At 69.2% G+C, this 15209-nt stretch carries 11 protein-coding genes and 1 pseudogene; 3 read left to right on the top strand and 9 right to left on the bottom strand.

Translation table 11 applies throughout. The features are described from left to right. Positions 1-111: 111 nt before the first annotated feature. Positions 112-285: a hypothetical protein gene (locus ACFV9H_RS00925; protein WP_385391593.1), complete on the bottom strand. Its 174-nt coding sequence runs from the start codon at positions 283-285 to the stop codon at positions 112-114. A 341-nt stretch (positions 286-626) separates the two neighbouring features. Here ACFV9H_RS00925 and ACFV9H_RS00920 point away from each other — a divergent pair, with 341 nt between their 5' ends. Further along, positions 627-1112: a hypothetical protein gene (locus ACFV9H_RS00920; RefSeq protein ID WP_385391516.1), complete on the top strand. Its 486-nt coding sequence runs from the start codon at positions 627-629 to the stop codon at positions 1110-1112. Positions 1113-1130: 18 nt separating this feature from the next. Here ACFV9H_RS00920 and ACFV9H_RS00915 read toward each other — a convergent pair whose 3' ends face one another. Then, entirely contained in the window at positions 1131-2618 is a 1488-nt protein-coding gene (locus ACFV9H_RS00915; protein ID WP_385391514.1) for an SDR family NAD(P)-dependent oxidoreductase, read from the bottom strand. Positions 2619-2890: 272 nt separating this feature from the next. Here ACFV9H_RS00915 and ACFV9H_RS00910 point away from each other — a divergent pair. After that, positions 2891-3640 (top strand): annotated as a pseudogene (locus ACFV9H_RS00910) (DMT family transporter); the annotation flags it as partial. 105 nt (positions 3641-3745) lie between these two features. Here ACFV9H_RS00910 and ACFV9H_RS00905 read toward each other — a convergent pair. Continuing rightward, on the bottom strand, positions 3746-5047 hold the full coding sequence (locus ACFV9H_RS00905) for a transglycosylase family protein (RefSeq protein WP_385391512.1): 1302 nt from the start codon (positions 5045-5047) through the stop codon (positions 3746-3748). Between the two features lie 195 nt (positions 5048-5242). Here ACFV9H_RS00905 and gndA point away from each other — a divergent pair, with 195 nt between their 5' ends. After that, positions 5243-6688 (top strand): NADP-dependent phosphogluconate dehydrogenase, encoded by a 1446-nt coding sequence (gene gndA / locus ACFV9H_RS00900; RefSeq protein ID WP_385391511.1) that lies wholly within the window; start codon positions 5243-5245, stop codon positions 6686-6688. Positions 6689-6922: 234 nt separating this feature from the next. Here gndA and ACFV9H_RS00895 read toward each other — a convergent pair whose 3' ends face one another. From ACFV9H_RS00895 to ACFV9H_RS00870, 6 genes are all read right to left on the bottom strand, one after another. After that, complete coding sequence (locus ACFV9H_RS00895) at positions 6923-7558, bottom strand: aspartate/glutamate racemase family protein (protein ID WP_385391509.1); 636 nt, start codon at positions 7556-7558, stop codon at positions 6923-6925. Then, the gene (locus ACFV9H_RS00890; protein WP_385391507.1) at positions 7555-7896 is read right to left on the bottom strand and encodes a GNAT family N-acetyltransferase; all 342 of its coding nucleotides are present in this window, start codon (positions 7894-7896) and stop codon (positions 7555-7557) included. Before ACFV9H_RS00890 ends, ACFV9H_RS00895 begins: the two co-directional genes overlap by 4 nt. 13 nt (positions 7897-7909) lie before the next feature. Continuing rightward, the gene (gene panD, locus ACFV9H_RS00885; protein ID WP_385391505.1) at positions 7910-8329 is read right to left on the bottom strand and encodes an aspartate 1-decarboxylase; all 420 of its coding nucleotides are present in this window, start codon (positions 8327-8329) and stop codon (positions 7910-7912) included. 618 nt (positions 8330-8947) lie between these two features. Continuing rightward, on the bottom strand, positions 8948-9382 hold the full coding sequence (locus tag ACFV9H_RS00880) for an SMI1/KNR4 family protein (RefSeq protein WP_385391504.1): 435 nt from the start codon (positions 9380-9382) through the stop codon (positions 8948-8950). A 34-nt stretch (positions 9383-9416) separates the two neighbouring features. Further along, positions 9417-14045: a putative T7SS-secreted protein gene (locus ACFV9H_RS00875; RefSeq protein WP_385391502.1), complete on the bottom strand. Its 4629-nt coding sequence runs from the start codon at positions 14043-14045 to the stop codon at positions 9417-9419. Further along, on the bottom strand, positions 14045-14698 hold the full coding sequence (locus ACFV9H_RS00870) for a hypothetical protein (protein WP_385391500.1): 654 nt from the start codon (positions 14696-14698) through the stop codon (positions 14045-14047). The genes ACFV9H_RS00875 and ACFV9H_RS00870 overlap by 1 nt, the downstream gene beginning before the upstream one ends. Between the last annotated feature and the right edge of the window lie 511 nt (positions 14699-15209).

Here is a 15209-nt window from a genome sequence, read left to right as displayed (position 1 = left end):
CACGGCGGGCCCGGACGATCGCGGGCAAGGACTGGGCAAGGCCGGGCAAGGGCCGGGCAAGGGCAGCGCCCCCGGCGCGGGTGGGACGGGGGCGCTTGGTACCGCTTCGCGTCAGTCGATGCCGGGCAGGATGTGCGATTCCGCCAGGTCGTCCTCGTACCCCGCCAGTCGGATCGGGGCGGATCGTGCCCACACTTCGAGGCTCCCGAGCTCGTCGGTCCGCGGCTTGCGCCGAGAGGCCGTTCGCTCCAGCAACTCCGGTTCGGGCTTCGTCATTTCAGTCACCGCGCACTCCTCTGTGTCGCGTAACCCGGCGGGCGGACCGCGCGCCGGGCAGGGAGGGAAAGGGTTCCGGACGCGGTGGCGCCTTGGTGGAGCGCGGCCCGGATAGGGGCCGTCTTGATGCCCCAGAGTACACATATGAGCGGACCCCCGCTCGATGGAAAGGCAAAATCCGCTCCGTCCACCCAGTTTCGCCGCGAGTTCAGCAAGTCGTAGGACGGCGGGTCCGTCACGGGTGGTCTGCTCGATGCCGGGTGTACGCGGTGCGACGGGAGGGAGCGGCGGTGGCCAGGTCCGGGGTGTCGGATTCCGAAGTCCCTTGTGTCACAAGCGTGGAGGAGCTCGTGGATCTTCTGCGCGGGTGCCGCGCCGGCCGGGGGCTGGGGACCGCGGCCCTGCTGCGCCGCTCGCATCCCTTCGACAAGGAACTCCAGGTCGCGGGCTTGGTGCACGACATCGGCACGCTGCTCTGTCCGGGTGACCGCACGTTTCGCGCCGACCTCGCGGCGGCGGTGGTCCGGCCCCTCCTCGGCGAACGGGTGGCCGTGCTCGTCGCCCTCGCCGAGGGTGACGGGAGCGAGGAGACGGGCGGGACCGGACGGCCCGGCGGGAACGGCGAGACCCGCGAGGCGGCCGCGACCCTGCGCCAGGCGCGGGACGCGGCCGCCGCATCCGGCCTCGACGCGGGCGTACTGGAGGACTGGCGGCCGGTGCTGGAACTGGTCGCGGCCGGGGCCTACCGGGTCGAGCGTCCCGCCCGCCCGGTACCGCCCGGGAACGGCGACGACCCCCTCGGTTCGCCGAGGGGGTCGATCACGGGAAGCGAATAGGGCCCGGGCCCGGGCGGGCTACCAGTTCGCGGGGGCGTAGTCCTTCAGGAAGACGCCGTACAGGTCCTCGCCCGCCTCACCCCGGACGACGGGGTCGTAGACGCGGGCGGCGCCGTCGATCAGGTCGAGTGGGGCGTGGAAGCCCTCCTCGGCGAGGCGCAGCTTGTCGAAGTGCGGGCGCTCGTCGGTGATCCAGCCCGTGTCGACCGAGGTCATCAGGATGCGGTCGGTCTGGAACATCTCCTGGCCGCTGGTCCGCGTCACCATGTTCATCGCGGCCTTGGCGGCATTGGTGTTCGGGTGCCCCGCACCCTTGTAGCCACGGCTGAAGACGCCCTCCATCGCCGAAACGTTCACGACGTACGAACGCCCGCTGGACGCCTTCCGGGCGGCCTCGGCCATGGCCGGCCGGAGCGCGCTGATCAGGATGAACGGCGACGTGTAGTTGCACAGCTGGGTTTCCAGCAGCTCGACCGGGGAGATCTGGTCGATGGTCTGCACCCAGGTGTTGCTCTCGACGACATCGGGCAGCAGGCCGCCCGCGTCGATGGCGGTGCCGGCGAGGTGCCGCTCCAGGCTGGCGTTGCCCGCGACCAGGGCGAGGTCGGCGACCTTCTGCACCTCCAGCCCGCTCACGCCGACGGGCAGCGCCGCCAGGCCGTCGACCGCGCCCGAGTTGAAGGCGCCGATGACGTGGTGGGCGGGGAGCTCGCCGGCCGGCAGCGGGGCGCTCTCCCCCTCGACCAGCGCGGCGTACGCGGTGGGCAGACGGCGCACGGTCTGCGTCGCGTTGTTGATCAGGATGTCGAGCGGACCGGCCTCGGCCACCTGGTCGGCGAGCGCCACGGCCTGGGCCGGGTCGCGCAGGTCGATGCCGACGACCTCCAGGCGGTGCATCCAGTCCGCCGAGTCGTCCATCGCCTTGAAGCGGCGGATGGCGTCCTTGGGGAAGCGGGTGGTGATCGTGGTGTGGGCGCCGTCGCGCAGCAGCCGCAGCGCGATGTACATGCCGATCTTGGCCCGGCCACCGGTGAGCAGCGCGCGCTTGCCGGTGAGGTCGGCGCGGGCCTCCCGCTTGGCCCGGTTCTCGGCGGCGCACTTCGGGCAGAGCTGGTGGTAGAAGTAGTCGACCTCGACGTACCGCGTCTTGCAGACGTAGCAGGAGCGCGGGCGCTGGAGTATCCCGGCGATCCGGCCGGTCTCCGTGACCGAGGAGGGCAGGAGGCCCTCGGTCTCGTCGTCGATGCGCTCGGCGGAGCCGGTCGCGGTGGCCTCGGTGACGGCCTTGTCGTTGGCGGTCTTGGAGGCGCGGCGCTCCTGGCGGCGGCGCTGCTTGACCGTCCGGTAGATACCGGCGGTGGCGCGGCGTACGGTGATGGCGTCCGGGTGGTCGACGTCGATCTTGTCGAGTTCGTCGAGCACGCTGAGGCAGACGGCGAGGCGCTCGGGGTCGATACCGGGCCCGTACGCCTGCCCCTGCTCGTTGGTTTCCTCGGTCACCGTCATGGCCGCTGCCCGTTCCTTGATCACTCGTCCGCATCCGCCTGCTGCGGAAGTCCCCAAAAGGGGAACTGTACGGATCCGACGCGTCCTGGACCAAACCCGCCTCCGGGCGCTTCACGCACCGCGAGCCGACGGTCACCCCGCGCACCGGATCCGGCCCGCGCCGGCCCTCCCGGAAGGGCGTGATCGCGTACTCCTGTACTACGTCCGGAGTATGACTCGTGACCCCCTGTGGGCTGAGGAATAGCGCAGTTGGGTCGGGCATTGTGGAGTTCATGAGTGCACTGGCGCTGTCGGTCCTGCTCTGCTTCGTGTCCGCCGTCGCGTACGCGGGTGGCGCGATCGTTCAGGAGAGGGTCGCGGTGAGCACGCCGGACCGGCCCTACGCGCCACTGCGCCGCGGTGGCTGGTGGGTGGCGGTGGGGCTCAACGGGCTCGGTGCGGTGCTGCACGTGGTGGCCCTCGCGTACGGTCCGCTCAGCCTCGTCCAGCCGCTCGGCGCGCTCACCATCGTCTTCGCCCTGCCCATGGCTGCCGTCTTCGTCGGCCGCCGGGCGGGCGCGGCGGCCTGGCGCGGAGCGGTGCTGGCGACGGTGGGATTGGCCGGGCTGCTGGCCCTGACCGGCGGGGAGGGGCCTGCGGAGGGAGCGCCGGCGGACTTCGAGCGGAGCCTGCTCCTCGTGGTGACCGGGGCGGGCGTGGCGGTGCTGTTCGTGGCGGCGCACCGGGTGCACCGGGCGGTGCTGCGCGCCGTGCTGCTGGCCGCGGCGGCGGGTACCGCCTTCGGCATGGCCTCGGTGTTCACCAAAACGGTAGCCGAGTCCTTCGAGTCGGCAGCGCTGGGCGCGCTGGGTGCGCTGGGTGCCCTGTGGCCGGACCTCGTGGCGATCGCGGTGCTGGCGGCCGTCGGCCTGCTGCTCTCGCAGGCCGCCTACCGGGGCGCCGGGCTGACCGCGCCGCTGGCCACGGTGACGGTGGTCAATCCGGTGGTCGCGGCGACGGTCGGCCTCACGCTCTTCGGCGAAAGCTTCCGGTACGGCGCCCTGGGGACGGCGGCGGCGCTGGTCAGCGCCGTGGTGGCGGCGGCGGGCCTGATCCTGCTGACCGCCGTGCCCCCGCACGTGCGGGGGTCAGATGTCGACTCCGTGAGAGCGGAGGTACTTGAGCGGGTCGATGTCGGAGCCGTAGCCGGCTCCCGTGCGCATCTCGAAGTGCAGGTGCGGGCCGGTGGTGTTGCCGGTCGAGCCGGAGCGGCCGATCCGCTGGCCGCCGGTGACCTGCTGGCCGGCCTTGACGCCGAGCGCCGAGAGGTGGGCGTACTGGGAATACCGGCCGTCGGTGTGCCGGATGACGACCTGGTAGCCGTACGCCCCGGCCCAGCCGGCGGAGACGATCTGGCCGGGGCCGACGGACTTGACGGCCGTACCGGTCGCCACCGGGAAGTCGACGCCCGTGTGGTAGCCGCTGGACCAGGAGGAACCGGACACCCGGTAGCGGGTGCCGATGGCGGCGTCGACGGGGGCGGAGAATCCGCCGGTGGCAGGCTGCTGCTGCGCTGAGGACGGCTTCTCGACGGGCTTTTCGGCGGGCTTTTCGGCAGGCTTCTGCGCCGGCTTCTCGGCGGGCTTGGCGGCCGCCGGTTCGACCGGCTTCACCGGCTCCGCGGTGCGCGGCGGCTTCTCGGGATTCTGAGCGGGCGGTGCGGGCGGTGCGGGCGGTGCGGGCGGCGCCGGTGCGGCGGTGATGCGCAGGGTGAGGCGCTGTCCCGGGTAGATCAGGTTCGGATTGCCCCCCACGGTGGCCCGGTTGGTCTCGTACAACGCCTGCCAGCCGCCCTCGACGTGCTGTTCGGTGGCGATCGCCGAAAGCGAGTCACCGGGCGCGACGACGTACGGGTTCGGGAGGACGGAGGTCCCGGTCGGGCGGGGCTCGGTGCCCTGCGCCGGGACCGTCTTGGTCTGCTGAGCCTGCGTCTGCTGGGCCTGCGCCTGCTGGGCCTGCGTCTGCTGGGGCTGCCGAGGCTTGCCCTGGGGCGTGACCTCGGGGGCCTGCCCTCCTCGGGAGAGCCCGGCCTTCTTCCCGCAGTTCGGCCAGGCCTGCGGCCCCTGACCCTTCAGCACCTTCTCCGCGACCGCGATCTGCTGGTCCTTGGTTGCCAGGTCCGCGCGCGGGGCGTAGGCGGCGCCGCCGAAGGCCCGCCAGGTGCTCTGGCTGAACTGGAGGCCGCCGTAATAGCCGTTGCCGGTGTTGATGTGCCAGTTGTTCGTCGACTCGCAGGCGGCGACCTTGTTCCAGGTGTCCACGGAGGCGGCGTGCACGGATCCCGCGCCGATGAGCGGAAGCGCGATCCCGGCTCCACCGGCGGTGACGGCGAGCGAGGCGCGGTTGATGCTGCTCGGCTGATACCGGCGGTGCCGGCCCCGTACACCCATGGGAGCCCCCATCGAAGACATCAGGAATCCCACAACCTAACCATCCGACCAGGGCATGACAAGGGGCGCAACGGGGCGCGTTCCAGCCGTACTTGACGACACCTCGATCGTCAGGAGATCCGTAGGCGTGCGCTCCGGGGTAGCGTCGGCATTCAGCGCATACCGAATCACACCGAAGCACGCAGGAGCACACGCATGAGCACCAGCACAGCCCAGATCGGCGTCACCGGGCTCGCGGTCATGGGCAGCAACCTCGCCCGCAACTTCGCCCGCAACGGTTTCACCGTGGCCGTCCACAACCGCACGGCCGCGAAGACCAGGGCACTGGTGCAGGAGTTCGGGCACGAGGGCACCTTCGTGGCGGCCGAGTCGGCGAAGGAGTTCGTCGACGCGCTGGAGCGCCCCCGCCGCCTCGTCATCATGGTGAAGGCCGGGGAGCCGACCGATGCCGTGATCCGCGAGTTCGCCCCGCTCCTGGAGGAGGGCGACGTGATCATCGACGGCGGCAACGCCCACTTCGAGGACACCCGCCGCCGCGAGAAGGAACTGCGCGAGCAGGGCATCCACTTCGTGGGCGTGGGCATCTCGGGCGGCGAGGAGGGCGCGCTGCTCGGCCCGAGCATCATGCCCGGCGGCTCGGAGGAGTCGTACGCCTCCCTCGGCCCGCTGCTGGAGAAGATCTCCGCGAAGGCCGCAGACGGCACGCCCTGCACCTCGCACATGGGCCCCGACGGCGCCGGGCACTTCGTGAAGATGGTGCACAACGGCATCGAGTACGCCGACATGCAGCTGATCGCCGAGGCGTACCACCTGCTGCGCGAGGTGGCCGGCTACTCCCCCGCGAAGATCGCGGAGACCTTCCGGGAGTGGAACCGGGGACGCCTGGACTCGTACCTGATCGAGATCACGGCCGAGGTGCTCGCGCACACGGACGCCGCGACGGGCCGCCCGTTCGTGGACGTCGTGGCCGACGCCGCCGAGCAGAAGGGCACCGGCCGCTGGACCGTGCAGATCGCCCTGGACCTGGGCGTGCCGGTGTCGGGCATCGCGGAGGCCGTCTTCGCCCGCTCCGTCTCGGGCCACGCGGACCTGCGCGCGGCCTCACAGGGGCTCGGTGGGCCGGTCGCCGCTCCGCTGTCTGCGGAGGCGGCGGACGCGTTCGCCGCCCAGGTGGAGCAGGCCCTGTACGCGTCGAAGATCGTCTCGTACACCCAGGGCTTCCACCAGATCCGAGCCGGCAGCGAGGAGTACGGCTGGGGCGTGGACCTGGGCGCGGTGGCCTCCCTGTGGCGGGGCGGCTGCATCATCCGGGCGGCGTTCCTGGACCGGATCCGGGCGGCGTACGACGCGCGGCCGGAGCTGCCGAGCCTGCTGGCGGACGCGGGGTTCGCGGGTGAGATCGGCGCGGCCCAGCAGGACTGGCGGGCCGTTCTGGTGGCGGCTGTGCAGCAGGGCATCCCGGTGCCCGCGTTCTCCGCTTCGCTGGCCTACTACGACGCACTGCGCGCGGAGCGGCTCCCGGCCGCCCTCACGCAGGGGCAGCGCGACTTCTTCGGGGCGCACACCTACCGGCGCACCGACCGCGCGGGCTCGTTCCACACGCTCTGGAGCGGCGACCGCTCCGAGGTCCGGACGGACTGAGGCAGCTCAGCTCCAGGGCCCGGGCTGCGGTACCGGCGCGGGCCCTGGCGGCGGAGGCACCGGGTCCGGCTCCGGGAAGGGGCCGGGCACGGGTGGCACCGGGCGCGGGATCGGCGCGGGGTCCGGGAACGGGGTGGGGTCCGGCGTGGGCTCGGGCTCGGGGACCGGCGGCTGCGTCTCTTCGAGTTTTCGCACCATATGTTCCATTTTCCCGCGATGGCGCCGGGAATGCCCCTACGACGCTCCGAGCTGCCCCAGCCCCGCGGCCAGGCCCGGGGCCGGGCTGGACAGGAGCGGGATGCGCGTCGTGACGAGATCCGCGGCGCCCGCCATGGACGCCTGGGCCAGCACGATGACGTCCGCGTCGGCGACGGCGTCGGCGGCCGCGGCGACACGGACCAGATAGCCGGCCGTGTCCCCGGCCTCGAAGCGCTCCCAGGCCCCGTCGACCAGGTGAGTACGGATCGATAGCGCCCGCTCGCCGGCCTCCTCGGCCAGCAGCTCCACGGTCGGCGCGAAGGTCGACTCCACCGTGGCCAGTACGGCGATCCGCGCGCCGGCGCGCACCGCGGCGGCCGCCATCGGCCGGTCCACGCGCAGCACCGGGGAGCCGAGCGTCGGAGCCAGCGCCTCGGCGGTCGCCCCGATCGTCGAGCAGGTGACCAGTACGGGCCCCCGCCCCGCCTCGGCGAGCACCTCCAGCAGGGCCGGAGCCACCGCCTCCGGCCCTTCGACGCGGGCCCGGTCCAGCAGCTCCGGAACCACCAGGTGGCGCAGGACGGCCCCAGGGTGGTGCCGGTCCCGCAGCGCGTCGAAGACCGGCACGTGCGCGGCCGAGGTGTGCAGCAGGACCAGCCCGGAGCCCGTCACCAGAGGTCGGAGTCCGCGTCGAGCTGCGCCTTGGCGGCCGCCACGACCTCGACCGGCGCCGCGGGCGCCTCGTCGGGGTGTTTGGCGGCCCAACTGGCGGCGTACGGGCAGAGCGGAACCACGGGCACCGATTCGGCGGCGGCGATCCCGTAGAAGGTCTTCACCAGCTGTCCGGCGATGCCCCGGCCCTCGTGACCCGGCTCGACGATGGTGTGCACGGCCACCAGGGCGTGGGGCGCCTCGGCGAGCACGAAGTAGGCGATGAGCCCGACCTTCGTGCCGTCCTCGACCGCCAGCAGCCGGCCGGCCTTCCGCTCGTCCTTGAACTCGATCGCCACGGCCCCGCTCCCGTCAGACAGCCACCGCGTGGGGGCTGCGCTCCTGATCCGTACCCGGCACCGGGGCGGAGGGATCCGCACCCAGCTCGATGATCCGATTGTCGCCGTCGACGTGCACGACGCGGGGCTTCAACGCTCGGGCCTCCGCATCCTCGACCTGCGCGTAACTGATGAGGATGACCAGATCCCCGGGGTGCACGAGATGCGCGGCGGCCCCGTTGATCCCGACGACCCCGGACCCGCGCTCCCCCTCGATGATGTACGTCTCCAGCCGCGCGCCATTGGTGATGTCCACAATGTGCACGAGCTCTCCGGGCAGCAGATCCGCCGCGTCCAGCAGATCGGCGTCGACGGTCACGGAGCCGACGTAGTGCAGGTCGGCCTGGGTGACGGTGGCCCGGTGGATCTTGGACTTGAACATTGTCCGAAACATGGCAATACTCCCGAAATATCCGCTCCCTGCCCGCTTTCAGCAGGTCAAGGGCTATCTCGGGCACCCTACAACCATTCGCATGTTCGGGCAGGTCTCCCCAGGTCTTTGAGGACTCATGCTGATCGATTGCTGACTTCTCTGATGCACCATCACGCCGCCAGAGCTCCGCGTTCCCGGAATCTTCTGCTTCGACGACGCCGCGGAACCAGCACCTGTGTCTCCGAAGCGCAGAGGCGCTGCCGGCGGGTCGCATGCCATGTTTTCGCTCCTGCACGGGCATGTGGCCGCGCTCGACCCCGGGCGCGATCAGGAGCCTTCAGGACAATCGGCAGGCCCTGCTAACGGCATTCGGCCGCGGCAACCAACGCCCCAGCGCCTCATCGAGCACGGCGGGCACCCTCGGCATGGCCATGGAGAGCACGGTCCGCACGCCCCGGGACCAGAGGGAGGTACCCCATCCTTCACCGCCGCCTTGTACACGACTGCGGCCGCGAAACTCTGTCTGGCCCTACGAAGCGTGCAATACGTCCAGAACCGGCTCGCTATCGCGTCCGCCCGAGTGGATCAGGCTCAGACGCAGCGCGAGCGCGGTCACCCGAACCGCTTCCGGTACAGCATTCAGCTGCGGTACCAGTCTTCACCTGTGTTCGTGAGAGCGTTCCGCAGGAAGGACTCCAGGCCCGGAGAGATCCAAAGACGACTGTCCGTTTCGTGATCCCAGACGAACACATCGTCCCGGCTCGGCGTGCGAACAAAGGCGAACTGGTCCCCGCCGCCACTCTCTCCAAAGAACATGAGCGGCTCGAACGGCATATAGAGGGATCGATACGAGGGTTCGCCTCGAAACGCCAAGTTGGTTTCAATGATCTGGTCAACGCCCCAGATGACATCTGTGCCATCTTCGTCGGAAACCCCGTTCGCCTGCAGGAGGAAGTCTCGCAAGGGGCCCGGTAGTGCTTGCCCCAGGACCTCTTCCACGCGCTCCAGCCGTGAGGGATCCGCCGGCGGGGCCGCCTCCGCCCCGTCGTGTTCTGCGATGAGCTCAAGCCACATTTAAGTTCCTGCCTTTCGGTCGACTTTCGGGATTTCAGCGAGTTCTCGGACTGAACCAGTGCCCAAGCATGTCGTCTACCACAGTGACATGGTCCAGCACTTGCTGCCGGGTAGGGCTAGGATGCTGATTATAGAACTCGTTCCAGGAAATTCTGATTTGACTGAGGTGAATTCGACTATTTATATCTCCCTTCGGGATGCCGCGCAGGTTTTCGAGAGAATGTATTTCTTGCGGACTGAAGAGTCCTGGGTAGCGTTTCAAGGTCTGCTGCTCGATGGCGTGGTGAACAACCACCTTCCCATCTAGTTCAGGGTGCGCCGCGAAGAACGTCTTCTTGTACTTGACACTGTCTGTCCACCCGACACTTGCCTCTGTCCGGGTAGGCACGTTGGGTCCGAGAACAGTCTCCTTCCTCGCGTCCGCGTTCTTCTTGGCTTCCTCGCAGGGTTTCAGACCGAGTGGATCAGACCACGTATGCGGGTTGTGGATGTAGGTGGTGGGGTTGGGGGCGGGGGCGAGACCGAGAGGGTCGGGGGTGAGGTAACGGGCTGTTTCGGGGTCGTAGGTTCGGAAGTAGTTGTGGTGGAGGCCGGATTCCCGGTCGTAGTACTGGCCAGGGAAGCGGAGTGGAGTGTAGGCCGTCGCGTCGCGGTTCCAGGATGTGGTGCCCCATAGCGTGGAGCGGGTGTGCCATGCCACGCTGGCGTCCTCCGCCACCAGGTGCGTGGGGGTGCCGATGAGGTCGGTGACGATGACGAAAAAGCGGTCGTCGACGCCGGACTGATCGATGTGTTCCGTCTGGGTCAGCGGGTGCAGGCCCTGGTGGGTCCAGGTCAGGGTGACGTGGCCGGTTGTCTCCTCGCAGAGGGTGGTGCCGTCCCAGGTGAACAGGGTCTCCTCGGCGATGTCGCCGGTGTCCAGCAGGCGCTGTTTGGCGGTGCGGCGGCCGAGGGGGTCGTACAGGTAGCGCCAGCGAGTGCCGTCGGGGGTTACAACGCCCACCAGTTGATCTTCGACGTTCCACTCGTAGCGCCAGGTCTCGGGCTTGCGGGAGAGACGGCTCTTCTGGCGGAGGGTGACACGTCCCAGTGCATCGTGCTCATAGCGGATCAAGCCTGCGCGGATGATGCGGGTGCCTGTGTAGGCGCGTTCGCCTTGTGCCTCCGTGCCGGCGTGATGGGTCGGCCAGGACGCGCTGGTCTGGTTGCCGGCTTCATCGTAGGCGTACCGCTCCGACCAGGAATCTGCCTCGACGGCCGTCACGCGTGCGGCCGCGTCCAGTGTGAAGGTGCGAGGGCCCGTGGCGGAGTCGTCGAAGCCGGTCAGATGGCCGTCTTCCTGGTAGCTGTACCCGCGTCGCTGGAGGGTACGGCCGTCTTGGCCGATGACGGACTGGTCTGCGCGGCGGCCCATCACGTCGTACGCGTGTCTGAGGGTGAGCGATGGGCCAAGTGAGCGGGTGAGTTCTTGGCCTGCCGGATCCCGCTCGAACGTCAGCGTGCGACCGCCTGTAGTGAGGGAGACAGGTCGGCCCGCCGCGTCGAATGCCCAACGGGATTCGGTGCCCGTGGGCGTCGTACGGCTGATACGGCGGCCCAGGGCGTCGTAGTCGTAGGTGAGGGTGCGGCCGTTCACCGTCTCTGAGAGCAGCCGACCCTCAGCGTCACGGAGCCAGGCGACCGTGGTCGCCGCCGAAGATGCCGTAGCCAGGTTGTCGAAGGTGTCGTACGTGTATGTGGTGACCTCCCCCGCCACGTCCTTGCGGACCAACTGGCCGAGTTTGTTGCGTTCGTATTTGATTGTCTCGCCCAAGGCGTTGGTGCGAGCGGCCAGGCGGCCAGACGTGTCGTAGGAGTACGTGAGGGTGCGGCCGTCGAAGTCGGTTTCCGAGGCCAGGCGGCCGGCTGGGTCGTATGTGTAGTTCCAGGTCAAGCCCTGAGGGTTGGTGACGGAGGTGAGCCGGAGCTGGGTGTCGTGGCTGAAGGTGTAGCGGGTGCCATCGGGGTCGGTCCGGGCGGTGAGGAGGTCGAAGTCTCCATATTCGGAGGCTGTGATGCCGCCCATCGCATTGGTGTGGGTCAGGCAGTTGCCCTCGCCGTCGTAAGTCCACGATTCCCTACTGCCGTCGGGTGCCGTGCGCTGTTGGAGTCGTCCTTCGGTGTTCCATGCCAGCCTGGTCGTGCGCGCCAGGGGGTCCGTTACGACGGCAGGGCGGCCGAAGGCGTCATGGGCGTAAGTCGTCTTCGCACCCATGGGGTCCACCACCGCGATGACGCGGCCAGCGGTGTCGCATTCGACCGTCGTGGTGTGCCCAAGGGGATCCGTGGCAGAGGCCAGGTGGCCACGTGCGTCGTAGGTGAAGTGGGTCGTTGCGCCGGACGGGTCCGTGACCGAGGTGCGGTTGCCGTTCGCGTCGTAGCCCTGGGTGGTGGCGGTGCCGTCGGGGTGTGCCACCGCCACCGGCAGGCCGAGCTCGTTGTAATCCGCCCGCGATGAGCGGCCGTCTGGGCGGGTCACGCCGGTCAGCCGGCCCGCCTCCTCGTAGGTGAAGCGGGTGGTGTGGCCCAGAGGGTCGGTGCGCACCAGGAGGCGGTTGCGGCGATCGTGCTCGAAGCAGGTTGTCGCGCCGGTGGGATCGATCTCCGCCGTGATCTGGGCGCGGTCGTTGACCAGGAACTGTGTGGTGTGGCCCAGGGAGTCGGTGAGGGTGGTGCGGCCGGGCTCGTAGGTGAAGCGGACGTTGAGGTGGCCGTTGGTGCCGGACTGGGCGATGCACCGGTGCTGGTCGTCGTAGACGTAGTCGAAGTGGCGGTCGTTGGTGTCGGTCCAGGAAGTGATCCGGCCCAGCTCGTCGTAACCGAAACGGAGTGGAAGACCGGAGGAGTTGGTGACCTGGGTGAGGTGGCCGTCGGCGTAGCCGTAGCGCAGGATCTGGGTGCCGTCTGCCAGGGCGAGGCCGGTTATTCGGCCGCCGGAGGTCGTAAGACGGACCTCGTAGCCGCCGCTGTGGGATATGGCGGCAGGGGCGCCTGCTTCGTCGTACGTGTAGGTGATCCAGGCGCCGTTGCGGTCGTCGATCTGAGTGAGCAGGCCGTCCTCGGTGAAGTGTCGGACTTGGCCCGTGCTGGGATCGGTGATCGTGTAGCCGCCGTCGTCCTGCTGTTCCAGCGGCCAGCTGCGGCCCAGGCGTGGCAGGACGGGGGCGTGGGGCGAGGGGTGGGGGTAGCCGAGGAGGCTACCGTCCTCGCTGACCAGGACCACGCCCTCGTCGTCGAACTCCAGCCGCTGGTCGACGGTGCAGGCCCAGGTGGGGCCGAACCAGCGGCCCAGACGGTACGACGACTCGAACGTCCGACTGAACACCAGGGGCAGCGAGCCGGGGAGGACCAGGTCCGTCTGGGGGAGCGTCATCCGGCCCGTCGCGACGTCGACCGGATCCTCCCGACACGTCTTGCAGTCGGATTCGCGCGACCTGTCATGCGGGTCGTGGCGCAGCTCGTCACCGGCGGAGGGCCTGTCCGGCTCCTTCGCGACCCTTGGGGCGTCCGGCGCCTTTGGTGTATGCGCCAGGTCGTCGGCGAGTCGGGCGGCTCCGGCGGCTCTGCGGGCGCCGCCCGACAGCAGGCCGGCCCCCTTCGAGCCGGCGGCTTCCGGGATGAGTTTCCCGCCGAACTCGTAGGGGTCCTTCATCGCACTGTCGGCCATGGCCTGGGCTGCGGCGGCCGGGTCGTTGGCGGCCGTGATGAAGCCGGAACCCATGCTGTTGAGGCCCATCTGGGCCACGGTGGGGTGGGTGATGTTGTACGGGTCATTGCCGTTGAGCGAGCGGGCGAAGTTGACCATGCCGGCCGCGCCCTTGCCCACACCGCCGAGAAGGTGCTCGTACTCCGCACCCCTGCGCACGATTTCAATCATTGCGATCTCGGCTGCTGACACCTTGGGCGCCGCGTCGCGGGCCTTCTCCACGGCCTCCGCCACCGAATGTGCGACCTCGTCGCGCTGGCGTCGCGCCTCTGACAGTTTCTGCTGGGCAGCCTTGATACCGTCCGCACCCGGATCGGTGAAACCCATCGGGCGTGCCGGCAGCGGGTCCTGCCTGCTCTTGACGGCCGCCTCGTAGTCCTTGACCCACGTGTTGTAGGCAGTACGAGCGTTCTCCGACAGCTTGACGGCGGCCTTGTACTCGTCGAGTGCTTCCTTCGCCTGGCCCTGCGCCCACGTCACCGTGTCAGCGAACCGGCCGACAGCGCTGGCCGCTGCCTCGAAGGCAGCCGCGGCCGCGAACCAGCGCGGAGCCTTCTCCTGGACGGAATCCCGAAAGGCATCAGCCGCCGCCCCCGAGATGCCGTCCGTGCCCAGTTTCCTGAGACCTTCCCCGGTCCGAGTGAAGGCCGCATGGAAATCACGCAGGTGCCCAGAGGTCGTGCGCAGGCTGGCCGCGCTGCCGTGGATCAGCTGCTTGGGGTCATCGCTCTGGCCGAGTTCGACCTCGGTAACGGCGGCGCCAAGACGGTTCGCCGCGGAGTTCGCCGTGTTACGGACCGCGTTGGCGCCCCCCTGCCAGCCGACGTCCTCCAAAGTGTCCGCCGTCTTGTCACCGAGCCACTCGACGGCATCGCCCGTCAACTCGGCGCCCCGCTCAAGCCAGTTCCCGCCACTCATCAGAAACTGCCACCCTGAGCAACGCCCTGATCACTGCCCTGCGAGCTGTCCGGCTGCTCTGTGCCCTGCGGGTTGCGTATGCGATCGAGCGCTTCGCGGTCGATCCCCTGCGCTTCGGCAACGTCCTCCAGCACGGCGCCACCGATCCCGTCGTTGAGGACGCCTTGCTTTGTGGCCGCCCAAGTGCGGTCGAAGTCCTCCCTGGCCTGACGGGCCTGCTCCGGCGTCTCCTGCTTGAACGCGTGATCCGACAGGATCGCGTCCAAGGACTTCTTCTCGACCTCGTCCTCCGACGCGAATGGGTTGCCGATACCGGCGTTGACCAACACCTTGAACGTGCCCTTGCGGTACTGGTCCTCCTCCCACACGGAACCAGCCGCAATACCCAGACGCTCAGCGAGCCCGCTGGTGCTGATGACAAGGCTGCTCACGGCCATGTCCCATCGCTCGCAGAAACCCTCCACCGCCGAGGCCACCGCCGGATGACCGGCCTCCAAACCTGTCAGCGCCAGCCGGCCCATTCCCGAGCCGGCCACGGCCGAGGTCTCCGTGGCGAACTCACGCAACTCCCCGATCGCCGACCGCAAACCGCCTTGGATGTTCTGCACAGCGACCGGGTCCATCTCCAGGTCTTCGCTGCCGCCACCACTCACAATCCCACCCCCAAGATTCTCGAGGAGATTACAGGAGGCGCCTGACAAACCACGGTGCCGCAGGCACACATCCGGCCAGGTCAGAGGAGGCCTAAGGGTTGATTCGTAAACCATCCTTGAGTCGCGGCGAGTACGATCTCAGCGCTTCCGCCTCTGTCCAGCCACAACGAGGTTGCGCATACAGGCAATGCCGAGCATGGTCCGGTAGGGACACCGTCGCCTTTGCCTCAGCACGCTCGCTACCGCCCGTGCTGACGATTTCAAGCCAGCTCAGTGAACCACCCAGCTTCTTGGGCTTTGCTTGGTCGGGCCAGGGCTCCCCAACCTCCACGCGTTCCATTGAGACAACCCGACGACTCTTGGGGCCACTCATTGGCGGAATACACGGAGCCGACTGCTCGTACGTTTTCTTCCGTCGAAGGCGGTGCTTACGCTGAGACGACCGGCGATTCGGCTTTTGAGCTGCCATCCGATGCTCCCCCATGTCGTCGACCGCCAGCGTGGGTAAGGA

The organism is Streptomyces sp. NPDC059874, from assembly GCF_042731135.1.
Classification (GTDB): domain Bacteria; phylum Actinomycetota; class Actinomycetes; order Streptomycetales; family Streptomycetaceae; genus Streptomyces.
The sequence above is the reverse complement of the archived record's forward strand: the minus strand, read 5'-3'. Positions and strand labels throughout refer to the sequence as shown.